Origin of the sequence: Gordonia sp. McavH-238-E, from assembly GCF_022348225.1 — a bacterium.
In the GTDB taxonomy this organism is placed as follows: Bacteria; Actinomycetota; Actinomycetes; order Mycobacteriales; family Mycobacteriaceae; genus Gordonia; species Gordonia terrae.
In genome coordinates, this window is sequence record NZ_JAKRFE010000003.1 from 154,100 (window position 1) to 169,402 (window position 15,303).

The 15,303-nt window shown below is 68.5% G+C and carries 17 protein-coding genes; 8 read left to right on the forward strand and 9 right to left on the reverse strand.

Annotated elements, in window-relative coordinates; translation table 11 throughout:
• Nucleotides 1–592 precede the first annotated feature (592 nt).
• Nucleotides 593–1,657, reverse strand: coding sequence for an LLM class F420-dependent oxidoreductase (locus MHN80_RS04975; RefSeq protein WP_004019916.1), 1,065 nt, complete (start codon nucleotides 1,655–1,657; stop codon nucleotides 593–595).
• 143 nt (nucleotides 1,658–1,800) lie between these two features.
• Between MHN80_RS04975 and MHN80_RS04980 the strand changes: the two genes are divergently transcribed.
• Genes MHN80_RS04980 through menE form a run of 4 tightly spaced genes read left to right on the forward strand, consistent with a single transcriptional unit; the run spans nucleotide 1,801 to nucleotide 4,902 of the window.
• On the forward strand, nucleotides 1,801–3,096 hold the full coding sequence (locus tag MHN80_RS04980) for an inorganic phosphate transporter (RefSeq protein ID WP_004019918.1): 1,296 nt from the start codon (nucleotides 1,801–1,803) through the stop codon (nucleotides 3,094–3,096).
• Between the two features lie 3 nt (nucleotides 3,097–3,099).
• The gene (locus MHN80_RS04985; RefSeq protein ID WP_004019919.1) at nucleotides 3,100–3,381 is read left to right on the forward strand and encodes a hypothetical protein; all 282 of its coding nucleotides are present in this window, start codon (nucleotides 3,100–3,102) and stop codon (nucleotides 3,379–3,381) included.
• Between the two features lie 28 nt (nucleotides 3,382–3,409).
• Nucleotides 3,410–3,739, forward strand: a complete 330-nt coding sequence (locus tag MHN80_RS04990; RefSeq protein ID WP_004019921.1) for a DUF3349 domain-containing protein — start codon at nucleotides 3,410–3,412, stop codon at nucleotides 3,737–3,739.
• Nucleotides 3,736–4,902: an o-succinylbenzoate--CoA ligase gene (menE, locus tag MHN80_RS04995; RefSeq protein WP_239399946.1), complete on the forward strand. Its 1,167-nt coding sequence runs from the start codon at nucleotides 3,736–3,738 to the stop codon at nucleotides 4,900–4,902. The genes MHN80_RS04990 and menE overlap by 4 nt, the downstream gene beginning before the upstream one ends.
• Nucleotides 4,903–4,937: 35 nt before the next feature.
• Here the strand turns inward: menE and MHN80_RS05000 are convergent, their stop codons facing one another.
• Nucleotides 4,938–5,807 carry a type IV toxin-antitoxin system AbiEi family antitoxin domain-containing protein gene (locus tag MHN80_RS05000; protein ID WP_239400328.1) on the reverse strand — a complete coding sequence of 290 codons (870 nt, stop codon included), beginning with the start codon at nucleotides 5,805–5,807 and terminating at the stop codon, nucleotides 4,938–4,940.
• Between the two features lie 146 nt (nucleotides 5,808–5,953).
• Between MHN80_RS05000 and MHN80_RS05005 the strand changes: the two genes are divergently transcribed.
• On the forward strand, nucleotides 5,954–6,823 hold the full coding sequence (locus MHN80_RS05005; RefSeq protein ID WP_239399948.1) for a 1,4-dihydroxy-2-naphthoate polyprenyltransferase: 870 nt from the start codon (nucleotides 5,954–5,956) through the stop codon (nucleotides 6,821–6,823).
• 76 nt (nucleotides 6,824–6,899) lie between these two features.
• On the opposite strand, the gene MHN80_RS05010 is transcribed toward MHN80_RS05005, so the two are convergent.
• The 6 genes from MHN80_RS05010 to MHN80_RS05035 all read right to left on the reverse strand — a co-directional run bounded on the left by MHN80_RS05010 (nucleotide 6,900) and on the right by MHN80_RS05035 (nucleotide 12,942).
• Nucleotides 6,900–7,742 (reverse strand): Clp protease N-terminal domain-containing protein, encoded by an 843-nt coding sequence (locus MHN80_RS05010; RefSeq protein ID WP_239399950.1) that lies wholly within the window; start codon nucleotides 7,740–7,742, stop codon nucleotides 6,900–6,902.
• On the reverse strand, nucleotides 7,717–8,016 hold the full coding sequence (locus MHN80_RS05015; protein WP_064569601.1) for a hypothetical protein: 300 nt from the start codon (nucleotides 8,014–8,016) through the stop codon (nucleotides 7,717–7,719). The genes MHN80_RS05010 and MHN80_RS05015 overlap by 26 nt, the downstream gene beginning before the upstream one ends.
• 92 nt (nucleotides 8,017–8,108) lie before the next feature.
• Nucleotides 8,109–10,673 carry an ABC transporter permease gene (locus MHN80_RS05020; RefSeq protein ID WP_239399952.1) on the reverse strand — a complete coding sequence of 855 codons (2,565 nt, stop codon included), beginning with the start codon at nucleotides 10,671–10,673 and terminating at the stop codon, nucleotides 8,109–8,111.
• Nucleotides 10,673–11,302 carry an ABC transporter ATP-binding protein gene (locus tag MHN80_RS05025; RefSeq protein ID WP_239400330.1) on the reverse strand — a complete coding sequence of 210 codons (630 nt, stop codon included), beginning with the start codon at nucleotides 11,300–11,302 and terminating at the stop codon, nucleotides 10,673–10,675. The genes MHN80_RS05020 and MHN80_RS05025 overlap by 1 nt, the downstream gene beginning before the upstream one ends.
• A 117-nt stretch (nucleotides 11,303–11,419) precedes the next feature.
• Nucleotides 11,420–12,568, reverse strand: coding sequence for a PLP-dependent cysteine synthase family protein (locus MHN80_RS05030; RefSeq protein ID WP_101820128.1), 1,149 nt, complete (start codon nucleotides 12,566–12,568; stop codon nucleotides 11,420–11,422).
• Nucleotides 12,565–12,942, reverse strand: a complete 378-nt coding sequence (locus MHN80_RS05035; protein ID WP_004019931.1) for a DUF4229 domain-containing protein — start codon at nucleotides 12,940–12,942, stop codon at nucleotides 12,565–12,567. Before MHN80_RS05035 ends, MHN80_RS05030 begins: the two co-directional genes overlap by 4 nt.
• 189 nt (nucleotides 12,943–13,131) lie before the next feature.
• Between MHN80_RS05035 and MHN80_RS05040 the strand changes: the two genes are divergently transcribed.
• From MHN80_RS05040 to MHN80_RS05050, 3 genes are all read left to right on the forward strand, one after another.
• Nucleotides 13,132–13,356 carry a BldC family transcriptional regulator gene (locus tag MHN80_RS05040; protein ID WP_010842012.1) on the forward strand — a complete coding sequence of 75 codons (225 nt, stop codon included), beginning with the start codon at nucleotides 13,132–13,134 and terminating at the stop codon, nucleotides 13,354–13,356.
• Nucleotides 13,357–13,439: 83 nt separating this feature from the next.
• Entirely contained in the window at nucleotides 13,440–13,658 is a 219-nt protein-coding gene (locus MHN80_RS05045) for a hypothetical protein (protein ID WP_064569605.1), read from the forward strand.
• Nucleotides 13,659–13,781: 123 nt separating this feature from the next.
• Nucleotides 13,782–14,258 carry a helix-turn-helix domain-containing protein gene (locus MHN80_RS05050; protein WP_004019934.1) on the forward strand — a complete coding sequence of 159 codons (477 nt, stop codon included), beginning with the start codon at nucleotides 13,782–13,784 and terminating at the stop codon, nucleotides 14,256–14,258.
• An 18-nt stretch (nucleotides 14,259–14,276) separates the two neighbouring features.
• Here MHN80_RS05050 and ccsB read toward each other — a convergent pair whose 3' ends face one another.
• On the reverse strand, nucleotides 14,277–15,296 hold the full coding sequence (ccsB, locus tag MHN80_RS05055) for a c-type cytochrome biogenesis protein CcsB (protein WP_101820126.1): 1,020 nt from the start codon (nucleotides 15,294–15,296) through the stop codon (nucleotides 14,277–14,279).
• Between the last annotated feature and the right edge of the window lie 7 nt (nucleotides 15,297–15,303).

The window sequence follows — 15,303 nt, forward strand, 5'->3', positions numbered from 1 at the left end:
GCCGGGCCGACCGTCTGATCCCCCCGGTCCCGGAACTGTCATGAACAGCACTGTCAATCGATCCACTCGAGCAGAAACGCGCACACCGCCACACCCCGGCGTGCACGAAAATGACATGCGCCGGCCACGAGATCGAAACACGGGCGTCGTCGAATTCAACGCCTTGCCTCACCACTCACCATGTGCCGTCCTCTTGTCACACCGCTCGCGGTGTCGCGTCATGAATTGTCGACATCAACGCTCACCGGGACGAACGGTCATTTCCCGACACTGCCATCACATCGGCCACCTTCGGCCGAAACCGATGCGCGCCGAGCGGATGACAAGAGCCTATGGGACGGGTTGGCGGCTCACAACTCGGGGGCGAGCACTGGTACGGACGCCATTCGAGGAAACGGAAATCCATTTCCCGCAACCTGCGACGAATCTCGAGAAACGCTTTGAATAGCCTGCGGAATTCACGTTCTCGGACCACCGTCGAAGGGTAATGAAATGTCTCGGAATTGCACACACGACGAATGACGGTGACAAACGAAAAACGGCGGCCTGTACAGGACAGGCCGCCGTGATCGGTGAAACTCGTCGAGGGAGATCAGCCGCCGAAGACGTCGCGCAGGTGCTCGACCTCGGCGACCCGCTCGGCGTGGGTCGGTGCGGTGGGCGAGGCGAGGATGCAGGTGACGCCGGCCTCACGGAACGCCGCGACCCGCTCGGCGACCTGTGTCTTGGACCCGATCAGCGACATGGACGTGACGAGGTCCTCGGGAACGGCGGCGGCGGCCTCCATCTTCTTGCCGTCGAGGTAGAGATCCTGGATCAACTTCGCCTCGTCGGCGTAGCCGTACCGGATGGCCAGCTGGTTGTAGAAGTTCTTGCCGCGCGCGCCCATCCCGCCGATGTACAGGGCGGCGTGATGGCGCACGAGCTGCTTGGCGTTGTCGATCTGTTCGGCGTCCTCGGAGATGCGTGCGGTCGCCTGGACGACAATGCCGAGATCGCCCAGCGACGCGTCCCGCTTGGCCTTGCCCGCCGCGAGCGATTCGCCGAAGGCCGCATCGATCTGCTCAGGGTGGAACAGGATCGGCTGCAGCTCGTCGAACATCTCGGCGGCCAGCTCGATGTTCTTCGGGCCGATGGCGGCGAGGAGCAGCGGGATGTTGTCGCGCACCGGATGATTGATGATCTTCAGTGACTTGCCGAGACCCGAGCCGCCGTGCTCTTCGTCGAGCGGCAGTGTGTAGTGCTTGCCCTGGTAGTCCAGCTTCTCGCGACGCCAGACCATTCGGCAGATCTCGGCGTGCTCGCGGGCGCGACCGAGCGGGTAGTCGTACTTGACCCCGTGGAACCCCTCGATGACCTGGGGGCCCGATGCGCCGATGCCGAGCACCGCGCGGCCGCCGCTGATGTAGTCCAGGCCCGCCGCGGTCATCGCCAGGTTGGTGGGCGTCCGCGAGTACATGGGCAGGATCGCGGTCTGCAGTTCCATCGTCTCGGTCTTGGCCGCGATGTACCCGAGCTGGGAGACGGCGTCGAAACTGTAGGCCTCCGGAACCGCGATGCGCTGCACACCCGCGGCCTCGAAGTCCGCGAGGTTGTTGATGGTCTCGCGGAAGTCGCCCGCGTAGTTGATCGGCATGCCCAGCTTCATCGGTGTCATGCCGTCGGATTCTTCCACAGCGACGACCGGTTTCCGAGGGTCTGTTGAACGTTCGATAGGCCCGCCCGCGGTCCCGGTCTCGTTCACCGGAAGTGTGCCGGGTTTTTAGGTGAACGAGGGCGTCAGGACTCACAATCGTCACCATGAGCGGCGAGATGCTGATCCTGGTGCTGTTGGTGATCACAGCCCTCGGCTTCGACTTCACCAACGGCTTCCACGACACCGGCAACGCGATGGCGACCTCGATCGCCACCGGCGCCCTCAAGCCCAAGGTCGCCGTCGGGCTGTCGGCCGTACTCAACCTGGTCGGCGCCTTCCTGTCCGTGGAGGTCGCGGCGACGATCACCAAGGACGTGCTGAAGATCCAGCAGACCTCCGGATCGGAGGCAGGCGAACTGGTGCCCGGGCTGTCGGCGCCCACGGCGTTGCTGATCATCTTCGCCGGACTCATCGGCGGCATCCTGTGGAACCTCGTCACGTGGCTGTTCGGCCTGCCGTCGAGTTCGTCCCATGCCCTGTTCGGCGGGCTGATCGGCTCGGGCCTGGCGGCGATCGGGGTGAGCGGCATCAACTGGTCCGGGATCACCTCCAAGATCCTCATCCCGGCACTCTTCGCGCCCGTGATCGCATGCCTCGTCGCGGCCTGCGGGACCTGGCTCGTCTTCGCCATCACCCGCCGGATCGTCGATCGGGAGAAAGAGACCGGCTTCCGCTACGGACAGGTCGCCACCGCGTCGCTCGTCTCCCTCGCGCACGGCACCGGCGACGCCCAGAAGACGATGGGTGTCATCGCGATGGCGCTCATCGCGACCGGGCACCTCGACGCGTCCAGCGTGAGCCACGGACTCCCCTTCTGGGTGGTCTTCAGCTGTGCGGCGGCCATCGCGATCGGCACCTATCTGGGCGGTTGGCGGATCATCCGCACCCTGGGCAAGGGGCTCGTGGAGATCACCTCGCCGCAGGGCATGGCCGCCGAGGCGTCGTCGGCCGCCATCATCCTCACCTCGAGTGCGGCGGGTATGGCGCTCTCGACCACCCAGGTGGCCACCGGCTCGATCCTCGGCTCGGGGGTGGGCCGCAAGGGCGCCCAGGTCCGCTGGTCGGTGGCCGGCCGGATGGCCGTCGCATGGGTGACGACGCTGCCCGCCGCCGGCGCGGTCGGCGCCGCGTGTTACTTCATCGCGCACCTGTTCGGGGACGTCACCGGCGCGCTCATCATCTTCGCGATCCTGGTCGTCGCGTCGGGCTACATGTACTGGCGCGCGCAGGAGAACAAGGTCGACCACGAGAACGTCAACGACGCCTGGGAGGGGGAGGCCCGCGTCGGAGAGGAGTGGGAGGAAGCGGTCGCGACCGAGGAGGGCGACACCGGCCTCCCGTTGCCGCCGGTCATCCCGGCCGAGATCATCGTCCAGCACGACCCGGAGAGGAGCACCTGAGAAATGGAGACCGTCGAGGCCATCGGTAAGGTCCTTCTCGTCGGACTGGTGCTGGGAGCCGGTCTTCCCGCCCTGTTCGCCGTCGGACTGCGCCTGCAGACGCTGAGCAACGGGTCCGTCGAGGCCGACGGCACCACCTCCGGCCCGCATCCTGCGCTGAAGCCCCTGGCGTATGTGATCTTCGGCGTCGTCATCCTGGTGATCGTCGTCGGAATCCTCTGGATCACCCGGCAGACGATCTTCTACTACACCGGCGTGAAGATCTTCCCGTTCGGCTACAAGTGACCGTCCCCGCTTCTGATCGGAGACACCCGTGGACCGCCCGACGCTTCTGCAGAAGGTCATGGAGTGGTTGCGCGCCGGCTACCCCGACGGCGTCCCACAGACCGACTACATACCCCTCGTGGCATTGCTGCGCCGCCAGCTCACCGACGACGAGGTGACGCAGGTCTCCGCGGAGCTGGTCCGCGAGTCCGCCCCTCCGCCCGAACCGATCTCCCGGGTCGACGCCGGGGTGAAGATCACCCATTACACGCACGAACTACCGCATGAGGACGACATCTCGCGGGTGCGCGCACACCTCGTCGCCCGCGGGTGGCCGTTCAGCGACGATCCTGGTTCGACCGACGGGGAACCGTCGTGAGAACCCTGCGACCGCTGCCCCTGCCGTCGACACCCGCGGTCCTCGACCGCGTCGACGATCTGCGGGCGATCCTCGACGGCTCGTCGGCCTTCCTACCCGTACCCGACGACGCCCGCGCCGCTTCCGAACTGGGGTCGGCCCTGCACGCGGACACACCGATCGACGATCCCGTGTCCCTCGTCGTCTCGACATCGGGATCGACGGGCACCCCCAAGGGTGCGCAGCACTCCCCCGCGACCCTCGCCGCGTCGTCGCGGGCCACCGCCGACCACCTGGGCGGGCCCGGGAACTGGTTGCTGGCGCTCGCACCTCACCACATCGCCGGTCTGCAGGTCCTCCTCCGCGCGCTGACGGCCGGGCAGACGCCGGTTGTCCTGGACATGCGCGCCGGTTTCGACCCCGATGTGTACGCCCGTGCCGTACGCGACTTCGACGGCCCGCGGCGATACACCTCGCTGGTTCCCACCCAGCTCGTCAAGGTTCTCGACCATCCCGACGCCACATCCGCCTCGCGGGCGCTCGACGCGATCCTCGTCGGTGGCGCGGCGACCCCGAAGCCGTTGTGGGACAAAGCAGTCGACGAGGGGCTGCCGATCGTCGCGACGTACGGGATGAGCGAGACCGCAGGCGGTTGCGTCTACGACGGGCAGCCCCTCGACGGCGTCGCGGTCCGCATCGCCGATCCGGCACCCGACGGGGTGGGACGGGTCCTGCTCGGTGGTCCCGTCGTGGCCCACGGATACCGCAATCTGCCCGACCATCCGGCCTTCGCCGAGCCGGGCTGGTTCCGGACCGACGATCTCGGGGTCCTCGACGAGGCCGGGCTGCTCAGCATCGTCGGCCGGGCCGACGAGGCCATCTCGACCGGCGGGCTGACCGTCGTACCGCAGGTCGTCGAGGCCGTGATCGCCGACGACCCCGCCGTTGCCGAATGCGTCGTCCTCGGGCTCCCCGACGATCGGCTCGGCGAGGCGGTGACCGCGTTCGTCGTGGTCCGTCCCGGAGAACGGCTCGACGTCAACCGTATTCGCGGATCGGTCACCGAACGACTCGACCGCTACGCGGCGCCCCGGCGGATCGTCGAACTCGACGCGCTCCCCCTCCGCGGGCCCGGCAAGTACGACCGCCGCGCGTTGCGGACCCGCTTCGGTTCCCAGACGTAGTGCGTCGTTGCGCTGGGCGCAACGAAGTACTACATCTACCCGCAGGTCGCGTGCCGAATCGTTGTCACCACGTACTCGGCTCGGTCGCAGAGGTCACCCCACGTGAAGTTCAGCACCGTCCAGCCGGCCGCGATGAGTGCGTTGCGTCGAGTCCGGTCACGCTGGAAGGTGACGGCGTCGCGGTGAAACGCGAACCCGTCGATCTCCACCGCCACCATCCGATCCGGGAAGGCGAAGTCGATCTCGTACCCGCAACTCGGATGGTTGGCTGCCCAGCCGCTGAGACCCGCGCCTCGCATCACCTCCACCGCGAGACGCTCGGCAGCAGACCGCGCACCGGTCTCGAGCAGCGCGATCAGGACACCCATGTCGGCCGCGCCGATGCAGCGTCGTCGACGCCCATAGGCCTCGACGAGACGCTCGACCGTCGTTCGCCGCTTCACGAGAGCCGAGTCGATGACCTCGACGCCGCCCTCCAACGCGCCCTCCAAGGCGGACAGCGCCACCCCGGTGACCGGAAGACCCTCTCGAACGGCAACATCCGCGTCGTCGAGAGCACGATTGAGGATTCGCACTCCCGCCACCGGACGACCGTGACGTCCGCGGAGTGCGGTGACCGTCGGCGTGACGGGCGGGGCATCGACGATCCCGTGCCACCACGCCGCAGCGAGCCCCGAGAGGACCGCGTGGACACCGACGGCCAGCGTCGCGGTCCGGATTCGCGAGCGGTCGGTCTCCGGATGGTCGGCGAGTCGGTAGATGCTGCGATGCACGGATATCCACTCGCCGGCATGCACCCGACGGTGCACCGTCGACCGATCGATGCCATGCGCGCGGGCATCGGCCGCGGTGACCACACCATCCTGGCCGAGGGCCAGGTTCCGAAATTCCGCCGGAAGTCGCATGGAACTCAGACGCAACGGCACCGCAACTGGTTCCATCGCTCGACGACCCCTCGCAGATGTAGTGTGTCGTCGCGCCAGACGCAACGAAGCTCTACACCTGCCGGGCCGCCGCCGCACCCGTCCGACCCCGTGACACGATGAACTCCGTGGCTACCCCTCAGCAGTGGATCCAGGGCGCTCGCCCACGCACGCTCCCCAACGCGATCGCGCCGGTCGTGGCCGGTGTCGGCGCGGCGCTGCACTCCGGCGACGTGACGTGGTGGAAGTCCGTCCTCGCACTTGCGGTGGCCGTCGCGTTCATCATCGGCGTGAACTTCGCCAACGACTACTCCGACGGTGTGCGCGGAACCGACGACGACCGCGTCGGCCCGATGCGCCTGGTCGGGTCGGGGGCCGCGTCGCCGAAGGCGGTGAAGACCGCCGCGTTCCTGTGCTTCGGGATCGGCGCGGTCTGCGGGCTGGTCCTCGCGATCGCGACCGCCTGGTGGCTCGTGCTGGTCGGGGCGATCTGCATCGCCGGCGCCTGGTTCTACACCGGCGGCAAACGCCCTTACGGGTACGCCGGGTGGGGTGAGGTCGCGGTGTTCACCTTCTTCGGGCTCGTCGCCGTGCTCGGCACCCAGTACGTCTCCTCGGGCCGCGTCGACTCGGTCGGACTCGCCTGCGCGGTCGGCATCGGCACGATCTCGAGCAGTGTGCTGGTCGTCAACAATCTCCGAGACATCCCGAGCGACACCGAATCCGGCAAGATCACGCTCGCCGTCCGCCTCGGCGACGCCCGGACCCGCATCCTGTTCGCGGTACTACTCCTGACCCCGCTCGCGATGAGCGTGGTCCTGGCGTTCGCGACTCCCTGGGCGCTGCTCGGACTGGTGACGTTCCCGCTGCTGTGGCAGGCCTACACACCGGTGCGCACGGGCGCGGCCGGCCCCGGGCTGATCCCGTCGATCGGTACGACCGGCAAGGCGATGCTCGCCTGGGCGGTCGTCACGGCGGTCACGCTCGCGCTCACCTAGGCCGGGCCCGCAACGCGGATGAGCCCGCCGCACCAGTTCTCGTGCGACGGGCACATCCGGAATGCGTTGTCCGCGATCAGACCTGGGCCTCGACGTCGGGCAGGCTCGCCACGACGGCGGCGCGGAGTTCCGCGACCGTGGTCGCGGACCCGATCAGCGCCTGCGATGCGTCGTCGGCCGTGTCGATGATCCCGAGCAGGAGATACTCGGCGCGGAGGCGTCGGTCACCTCGTTCGCGCGCGATCTCCATGGCTCGGCCGAAGGCGTCCCGGGTGTCGGTCGCGAAACGCGGCCGGGAGCCCCGGCCCCGCGGTCCGCGCCGGCCGCGACCCGGCTCCCACGGTCCTTCCCCGGCGAACGGTCCGCCCGGACCCGGGCCGAAACCCTGGCCCCAGGGACCGGGACCGAAGGGGCCCGGTCCGAAACCCTCGGAACCGCAGTCGGGCCGGGGGCCGCGACCGCGACCATGGCCGTGCCGGTGCCCGTGGCCCCGTCGTCCGTCCCCACCGCGTCCGTGACCACGACCCCGGGGACCGCGCTCGGCGCGCTCGCCCCAGCCGTCGGACAGGTCCTCACCGAACCGCCCGCGCACCGCCTCCCGGACCTTGTCCAGGTCGATCCCGATGCTGCGCAGGGCCTCTCGGTCCTCCTCGTAGCGTTCTCGACCCGACTCGTCGTCGGCGGTCTCGGGTGTGTCGGATCGATCGGCGTGCTCGTCATGGTGCTTCCGCACCGCTTCCCGGGCCGACGACAGCGCCAACCCCTGGTCGGCGAGCAGCGCGAACAGCGGACTGCGGGCGTTGCAGAGCATGCCCAGGATCAGGTGGTCGTTACCGAGTTGCCGGTGACCCAGGTCGCCGGCCTCCTGCGTGGCGAAAGCCAGCAGCATCTTGTCATCGCGACTGATTCGCTCGAACATCTGTGTCTCCTTCTGGCCCGCTCGCGCGGGCCTCACGTTGTGAGTGCTTCTGATGCACGGCCTGTCGGCTGATCTGCAGCACTTCTGCGATCGCCTGCCAGCTCCACCCGTTGGCACGGGCGTTGGCCACCTGCACGTCCTCGAGTCGGTCGGCCAGGGTGCGCAGGGCGCGTACCGCGGCCAGACCCCTCGCCGGATCGCCGCTCGCGGCGTCTCCGGCCAGCTCGGCGCTCGATGCGTCGGGTGCGGTGTCGGTGCTGTGGTCGTCGTGCATGGTGTCAGGTTATGTTGACATCTTGCGGCTGTCAAGAATTGTTGACACGCGGGATGTGCGGGATCTGCCACGATCGGGTGTGCGGGCCCCGACTACTCGTTCTGAATCGACTCGCTGATGTTCATCCGACCGGCACGAACCGCGGGAACGAACGCACCGACCAGGCACAACGCCACCGCGATGCTCACGAAGAGCAGAGCCGACGGTCGTGGCGAGTACAGCACGGTCAGCGACGTCGTGATGGTCAGGATCTCATTGCTGAGCAGATGCATGGCGGCACCGAGGACGACGCCGACCACCGACCCGACCAGCGCGACCGCGCCCGCCTCGGCGAGCACCGTGCGGGAGACGAACCTGCGGGAGGCGCCCATCGCCCGTAGGACGCCCAGTTCGCGGCGTCGTTCGAGGACCGACAGCAGCAACGTGTTGAGAAGTGCGATCGCGGCCGCGCCGGCGACGATCCACTGGATCGCGACCGCGAATGCGCCCGCCTGCTCGACGGTGGCCTGGGTGGCCGCGAGGGCCTCGGCGCCGCTGTAGACACTGATCGGTTTGTTGCCCGTCGTCGGGACGCCTGCCACCAACGACTCGAGGTCCCGGCGGACGACATCGGGGTCGGCATCGGGCGAGGTGATCACCTGCAGGTAGGTGTCACCGTCGCGATCGAACCACTCCCCCAGCAATTCCTGGGACATCGCCGCCACCCCGGAGTCGAGCGAGACGTAATCGACGGTGTCGCGCACGACCGTCTGCCGTGGGCCATTGGGTGTCGCGAGTTCCACGGTGTCGCCGGTGGTCACGTCCAGCGCACGGGCGAGGACGTTCGACATCAGGATGCCGTCCCCGGCGAGCACGTCGGCCACCGCTTCCGGGGACGCCTTGCGCATGAACGGCGCACGCGAACCCGGCTCGAGCCCTTGCACATTCGCCTTGCTCTCGCCGATGTTCACCGCGGCCCATTGACCGCCGATCACCTCGGTCACGCCGGGAACCGCCGCCACGCGTTCGGCCAGCGCCGCCGGCAGGATCGGCCCGAGGGGCAGGCTCGCGGCCGACGTCGACGACACGTAGAAGTCCGGATCCCCCAGTCCGTCGAGCGATTTCGACATCGAGGAGACCAGGTTGTCCAGCGCTCCCGATGTCCCCATCCCGACGGCGATGGCCACCGCGACCGTCATCAGGGTCGCCCATGCGCGCCGCGGGGCACGCTCGGTGTTCACCGAGGCGAGCTGTCCGGGACCGCCGAACCAGCGCGCGACCCGAACCACCGCCCAGGCCAACGGTTTCGACAACGCGAAGCACAGGAGCAGTGCGCCGACGAGATAGAAGACCCCGGCGACGATGGCCGGCCGCCCCGGCACGGTCGACACGACCACCCACGACGCGATGAGACCGGCGACGCCGAGCACGGCGGCGATCACCACCGCGGGACCACGACGCGACGCGGAGTCCGACACCTCGGCGGGAGCCATCGCCTCCACCGGTGAGACCGCGAACACCGCCCGCGCGGCCAGCGTCGTGGCCGCGACACACGCCACCACACAGGCGATGACCGCGGCCGCGGGCGCGTAACCGGGCAAGTGATACTCGATGACGGTGCCGACGGAGTCGGCGGGTGGTTCCGGCAGACTGCTGATCACGGCCCGCCCGGCCAGGATCCCGAGCGGAATGCCGAGTACGCCCCCGACGAGACCCATCAGCGCGGCCTCGCCGAGCATGTCGCCGACGAGGTGAGATCGCTTGGCGCCCAGCGCACGGATCATCGCGAGCGACCGGCGCCGCGAGGCCACCGCCATGTTCATCGTGTTGAACACCAGGAAGGCGGCGATCACCAATGACACCAGCGAGACCAGCAGCGTCGCATCGCGGGTCACCGAACTCGCGACCTCGGCCTGCTTGGCGCGGAAGTCGGGATCGACGACCACCGCGCGACCGTCCACGATGCCCTGCACCTGCGAGCGGACCGCGCCCACGTCGGCGCCGGGTTCGGTCACGACGAGGATCGAGTCGAGCCGGCCGTCGAGTCCGGCGAGTCGTTGCGCGAGATCGACGTATGCGAAGAGGAAGCGGCCGTTGTTGAGACCGGCGGCCTGCTCGTTGTCGACGACCTCGAGCACCTCGACCTCGATCCCGTTGACCGTCAACCGGTCTCCGCGCTCGAGACCGAGGCCGGGACCGACGAAGACACCGGTTCGCAGGCGATCGAGATCGACGGTCCCCGGACCGGCCCCGGCTCGCTCCTGCTGCAGGGCGCCTCGCAGGCTGCCCGACAGCTGGGTGACGCGCTGATCGGAGCCGAGCAGCGGTACGGCGGAGCCGTCGACGACGACCGACCCGCGGATCATCGGCACGACGGCGGCCGCCGCATCGACATCGCGTCGGATCTCGCCGGCCAGCGACTCGTCGATGCCGGTGTCGGTGATGCCGGCGACCTCGATGTCGGCGACCCCGGACACCGCATTGTTGAAGTCCCGCACCGATTCCGACGCCGACCCGTACGTCCCGAGCACCGCGATCAGCAGCGCCGACGACACGACCACCACCGCCAGCGAGGTGAGCAGGCGCAACCGGTGGGTGCGGATCTCGCGCAGGTTGAGCAGCCGGATCCGCGTGAGGCCGGCGACCAGGGCGGACGCCGGGGAACCCCGTCCCGCCACTAGGCGATCTTTCCGTCACGGACCGTGATGGTGGTATCGGCGACCGCGGCCGCCTTCGGATCGTGGGTCACCATCACCACCAACCGGTCGGGGGTGTCGTGGGCGACCTCGGAGAGCAGTTCGAGTACCGCCTCACCGGTCTTGGAGTCCAGGTTGCCGGTCGGTTCGTCGGCGAGCAGGATCGTCGGGTCCATGATGAGCGAGCGGGCGATCGCGACTCGCTGCATCTGACCACCGGACAGCTCCGAAGGCCGGTGATCGACCCGATCGCCGAGACCGACCCGCCGAAGCAGTTCCACCGCACGAGGTTTCGCCTTGCGCAACGACTGGTTGTCCAGCAGGCGCGGCAGCGCGACGTTCTCCCACGCCGACATCGTCGGCACGAGGTTGAAGAACTGGAAGATGAACCCGACGCGATTGCGCCGGAACTCCGAGGCGGCGGTGTCGTCGAGAGAGCCGAGGTCGACCCCGTCGATGCTGATCCGCCCCGATGTCGGGGTGTCGAGAGCTCCGAGCACGTGCAGCAGGGTGCTCTTGCCCGCGCCCGACGGGCCGACCACCGACACGAACTGTCCGCCGTCGATCGAGAGGTTCAGACCGTCCAGGGCGCGGACCCGTTCGTCGCCCATCTGGTACTCGCGCACCAGATCGACCGCCTCCACCAGGGCACTTCCGGTGCCGGGCGTACGCCCGGGTTCCTTCGACACCCCCGGATCGTAGCCCACCCGCGGCGTCCGGCCCGGGCCTCAGGCGGTCCAGCGACCGGTGGCGAAGAACTCGTCGAGCACCGCCTCGGCGGGGCCGAGGGCGAACGCGTTGGCGGCCAGCCAGTCGTCGTCGAAATAGGTGGTCGCGTACCGGTCCCCGGAGTCACAGAGCAGCGTGACGATGCTGCCCGGCGTACGCGCCGCGACCATCTCGGCGACGAGCGAGAAGGCTCCCCACATGTTGGTGCCGGTGGACCCGCCGACGCGACGGCCGAGGAGATCGCTCACGCGGCGGGCGGTCGCGACGGACGCCTCGTCGGGCACACCGATCATGCGGTCGATGACCTGCGAGATGAACGACGGCTCGACCCGCGGGCGCCCGATCCCCTCGATGCGCGAGCCGGTCTCGGCGGTCAGTGTGCCGTCGGCCGACTCGTAGGCCGGCAGGAACACCGAGTTCTCCGGATCGACGACCGCCAGCCAGGTGTCGTGGCGTCGGTACCGCACATATCGGCCCAGGGTCGCCGACGTGCCGCCCGTACCGGCCCCGACGACGATCCACGTGGGCACGGGGTGTTCTTCCTCGGCCAGCTGGGCGAAGATCGACTCGGCGATGTTGTTGTTGCCGCGCCAGTCGGTCGCCCGCTCGGCCATCGTGAACTGATCGATGAAGTGGCCGCCGAGCTCGGACTCGAGACGCAGCGCCTCGGCGTAGACCTCACCGGGATGGTCGACGAAATGGCACCGCCCGCCGTGGCGTTCGATCAGCGCCGTCTTCGCGGGCGAGGTGCTGCGCGCCATGACCGCGATGAACGGCACGCCGATCAGCTCGGCGAAATAGGCCTCGCTGACCGCCGTCGACCCCGACGAGGCCTCGATCACCGGCGTGCCCTCGACGACCCACCCGTTGCACAGCGCATAGAGGAACAGCGAGCGAGCCAGCCGGTGCTTCAGCGATCCCGTGGGATGGGTCGACTCGTCCTTCACGTAGAGGTCCACGCCGACCTCGCGACCCGCGTCCCCGTCGGGCCCGGTGTCCTCGGATTCGGTCCAGCGCGACCATGCGGGCAACGCGACGCGGAGCAGATGGGTGTCGGCACTGCGTCGGCCGTCGGCCTCGATGAGGCGGATGGCGTTCTGCGTCCAGGCGCGGTCGGCGCGGCGGTCGACGAGCCGCGTCGGCCTCACTTGTCGCCGCGGAGCCGTGCCTGCAGATCGTCGTGCTTGGACCGGCGACCGGCCTCGAGCGCCGCGATCTCGCTGTTCACCTTGAGACGCAGGGTCTTGAACAGGACCATGCCGAGCGGAAGAGCGATCAGCACACCGAACACCGCGGCCACCAGGAAGGGCACCTCGACGTCGACCAGGCGGCCGCCGACCATGATGATCACGACGACGGCGGTGACGAGCAGCAGCCGCGCGAACGTGTACAGGAACAGTGCGACCGCCAGGGTCATCGGACGCCCGCCCGCCTGAGGCGCGGTGTCCGCGGCGGTCGATGTGGGGGTGGCCTCGTCGGGCGTGGCCTTCTTGCCTGGGGTGGGGTCGTGCGCTTCACTCACCCCCTCAGCGTACTGGGCGGTCGTCGCGCTCCCGCAGGTCGCGGGCCTTTGCACGCTCTTTACCTCCCGCTGACGGTTCGAGTACCTGGGCGATTTGCGTGTATTCATGAAGAACTCATCCACCACGTGCAGAGCCGCTTCGCCAGCTTCGGCGCACCGACCGAGCACTCCAACACGCCAGGGGGAATCATGACCAGCATCGAGACCGCACCGCCCGCCACCTACATCACCCCGGGACTCGCCAGCCAGCACACGCTGACCCCCGGCCAGGTCGCCGCGATGTTCAACGTGAACCCCAAGACGGTCGCGCGCTGGGCGAGCTCGGGCATCCTCGGCTCGATCCGCACCCCGGGCGGTCATCGACGCTTCCGCGAAGAGGACGTCGTCGCGCTGCTCAACCGCCGCACGCACTGATCCGCGGGTACGGCCCGCTCGCCGCCGGGCGTTCGCCCTGACCTCGCAGGCATCTCACGTACGCTGGACGACGGGAGGTTGTCATGATCTATCTGTTCGCCGTTCTGGGTCTGCTCGCCATCGGTTTCCTCATGTGGCGCGCCTTCGGACCCCACTCCGACGAGTCCGGTGACACCCCCTCGTCCGGCCCCCGCCGCCCCCGTCCGCGCGGCCCTCTCGGCCCCGACGACGACCCCGATTTTCTCCGCGACCTCGACAATCGCACCCGCGGCACCAACGGCACCGACGGGGACGAGATCTGAGGCGTGACGCTCGGCAGAAAAGCTGAGACCAGGTTCAGAACGTCTCTGCGGAACATACCCATGGGTAGGGTATCGTCCACTTCACCATCGATTCCACGATGGCTGATCCGAGAGAAGGCGCCGTTGAACCCGGGACGATCTCCGCGAGGGACGTCGACCGACGACGACCTGAGCTTCGCCGAGAAGATCGGTTACCTGTTCGAGCACAGTCGTGACGAGAACGGCATTCGATATACCGGCAAGAAGATCGCCGAGAAGGCCAACCGGCTCGGCTACTCGCTGTCCGACGCCTATATCTCCCAGCTACGCACCGGCAAGGCCCGCACCCCGTCGTTCCGGACGGTCGAGGCCATCGCCCGCGCCTTCGACGTGAGCGTCACGTACTTCCTGTCGAACCCCGACGAAGATCTCGAACGTGTTCGGCAGCAACAGAATTACGTCGAGATGCTCCAGGTCACCGGCAGCCATCTGTCCGGGATCGACATGGGTTCGCTCTGCCCGGACACCATCGACGCGCTCATCGATCTGCTCAAACTGGTCAAGGCGCAGGCGCTGGCCAAGAAGGCCGAAGAGAACACCCCGAGCGACACCCCCGGCTGACCGCGCCGCCCGGGCCTCCTACAGACCCGCGTAGGAGTGCAGGCCCGACACGACCAGGTTGATGATGAACAGGTTGAACAGCATCGCCACGAATCCGGCGACGTTGATCCAGGCCGCGGCATTGTTGCGCCAGCCCGCTGTCGCGCGCGCGTGCAGGTAGGCCGCGTAGATCACCCACGCGATGAAGGACACCGTCTCCTTGGGGTCCCAGCCCCAGAACCGGCCCCAGGCCGCCTCGGCCCAGATGGCACCGCAGATGACTCCGAGTCCGAAGAGCGGGAAGCCGATCACCACGCACTTGTAGGCCAGCCGGTCGAGCTGTTCGGCCGACGGCAGGTGCTCGACGACACGACGGACCGCACCGGCGAGACCCGGACGGGTCGAGACCGCGGCGGAGTCGTCGGGCGAGTTCGCCGCCCAGCGCATCTTGATCAGGTAGAGGATGCTCGCGACACCCGACACCAGGAGGATGCCCGACGACACCGAGATGATCGACACGTGTACGGCGAGCCAGTACGACTTCAGGGCGGGCACAACGGGTGCCGCCTGGGTGTAGAGCCACCGGCCGGCGATGAACATCAGCAGGATCACGGGCAACAGCACGAACGAGAGCAGCGGACGGTGTTCGCGCTTGCGCAGGATGACCAGTCCGGCGAGCACGCCCGCGGCACACGTCATCGAGATGAACTCGTACATGTTGCCCCAGGGCGCGCGGTCGGTCGCGATACCGCGCAGCACGATCGACCCGATGTGGGCGGCGAGTCCGACGACCACGACCGGGAGCCCCATGTTGCCGAGCTTCTCACCGAGAGTCCGCCGCGACGACTCGTCGACGCGACCCGGCATCCGGGCCTCCGTCCCGCTCGCACCGGCGTTGACCAGCTGCTTCTGCTCGAGACGCCGACCCCGGACCGCGGCGAGCGCACCCAGGAACAAGATGACCGCGACGACATAGACCGTCATGGCGGTGCCGTACAGCAGGTCGGAGTACCGCGCGAGCGTCTCGTCGATCGGCATCGCCGGAGCTTCGGAGTTCATGTGCTTC

Bases quoted from the DNA above. Each gene is read 5' to 3' on its own strand.
- MHN80_RS05040 (WP_010842012.1), top strand. From the start codon at position 13,132: ATGACCAGCATCGAGACCGCACCGCCCGCCACCTACATCACCCCGGGA.
- MHN80_RS05025 (WP_239400330.1), bottom strand. From the start codon at position 11,302: ATGGGCGACGAACGGGTCCGCGCCCTGGACGGTCTGAACCTCTCGATC.
- MHN80_RS04975 (WP_004019916.1), bottom strand. From the start codon at position 1,657: ATGACACCGATGAAGCTGGGCATGCCGATCAACTACGCGGGCGACTTC.
- ccsB (WP_101820126.1), bottom strand. From the start codon at position 15,296: ATGAACTCCGAAGCTCCGGCGATGCCGATCGACGAGACGCTCGCGCGG.
- MHN80_RS04980 (WP_004019918.1), top strand. From the start codon at position 1,801: ATGAGCGGCGAGATGCTGATCCTGGTGCTGTTGGTGATCACAGCCCTC.
- MHN80_RS04985 (WP_004019919.1), top strand. From the start codon at position 3,100: ATGGAGACCGTCGAGGCCATCGGTAAGGTCCTTCTCGTCGGACTGGTG.
- MHN80_RS05015 (WP_064569601.1), bottom strand. From the start codon at position 8,016: ATGCACGACGACCACAGCACCGACACCGCACCCGACGCATCGAGCGCC.
- MHN80_RS05000 (WP_239400328.1), bottom strand. From the start codon at position 5,807: ATGCGACTTCCGGCGGAATTTCGGAACCTGGCCCTCGGCCAGGATGGT.
- MHN80_RS05010 (WP_239399950.1), bottom strand. From the start codon at position 7,742: ATGTTCGAGCGAATCAGTCGCGATGACAAGATGCTGCTGGCTTTCGCC.
- MHN80_RS05045 (WP_064569605.1), top strand. From the start codon at position 13,440: ATGATCTATCTGTTCGCCGTTCTGGGTCTGCTCGCCATCGGTTTCCTC.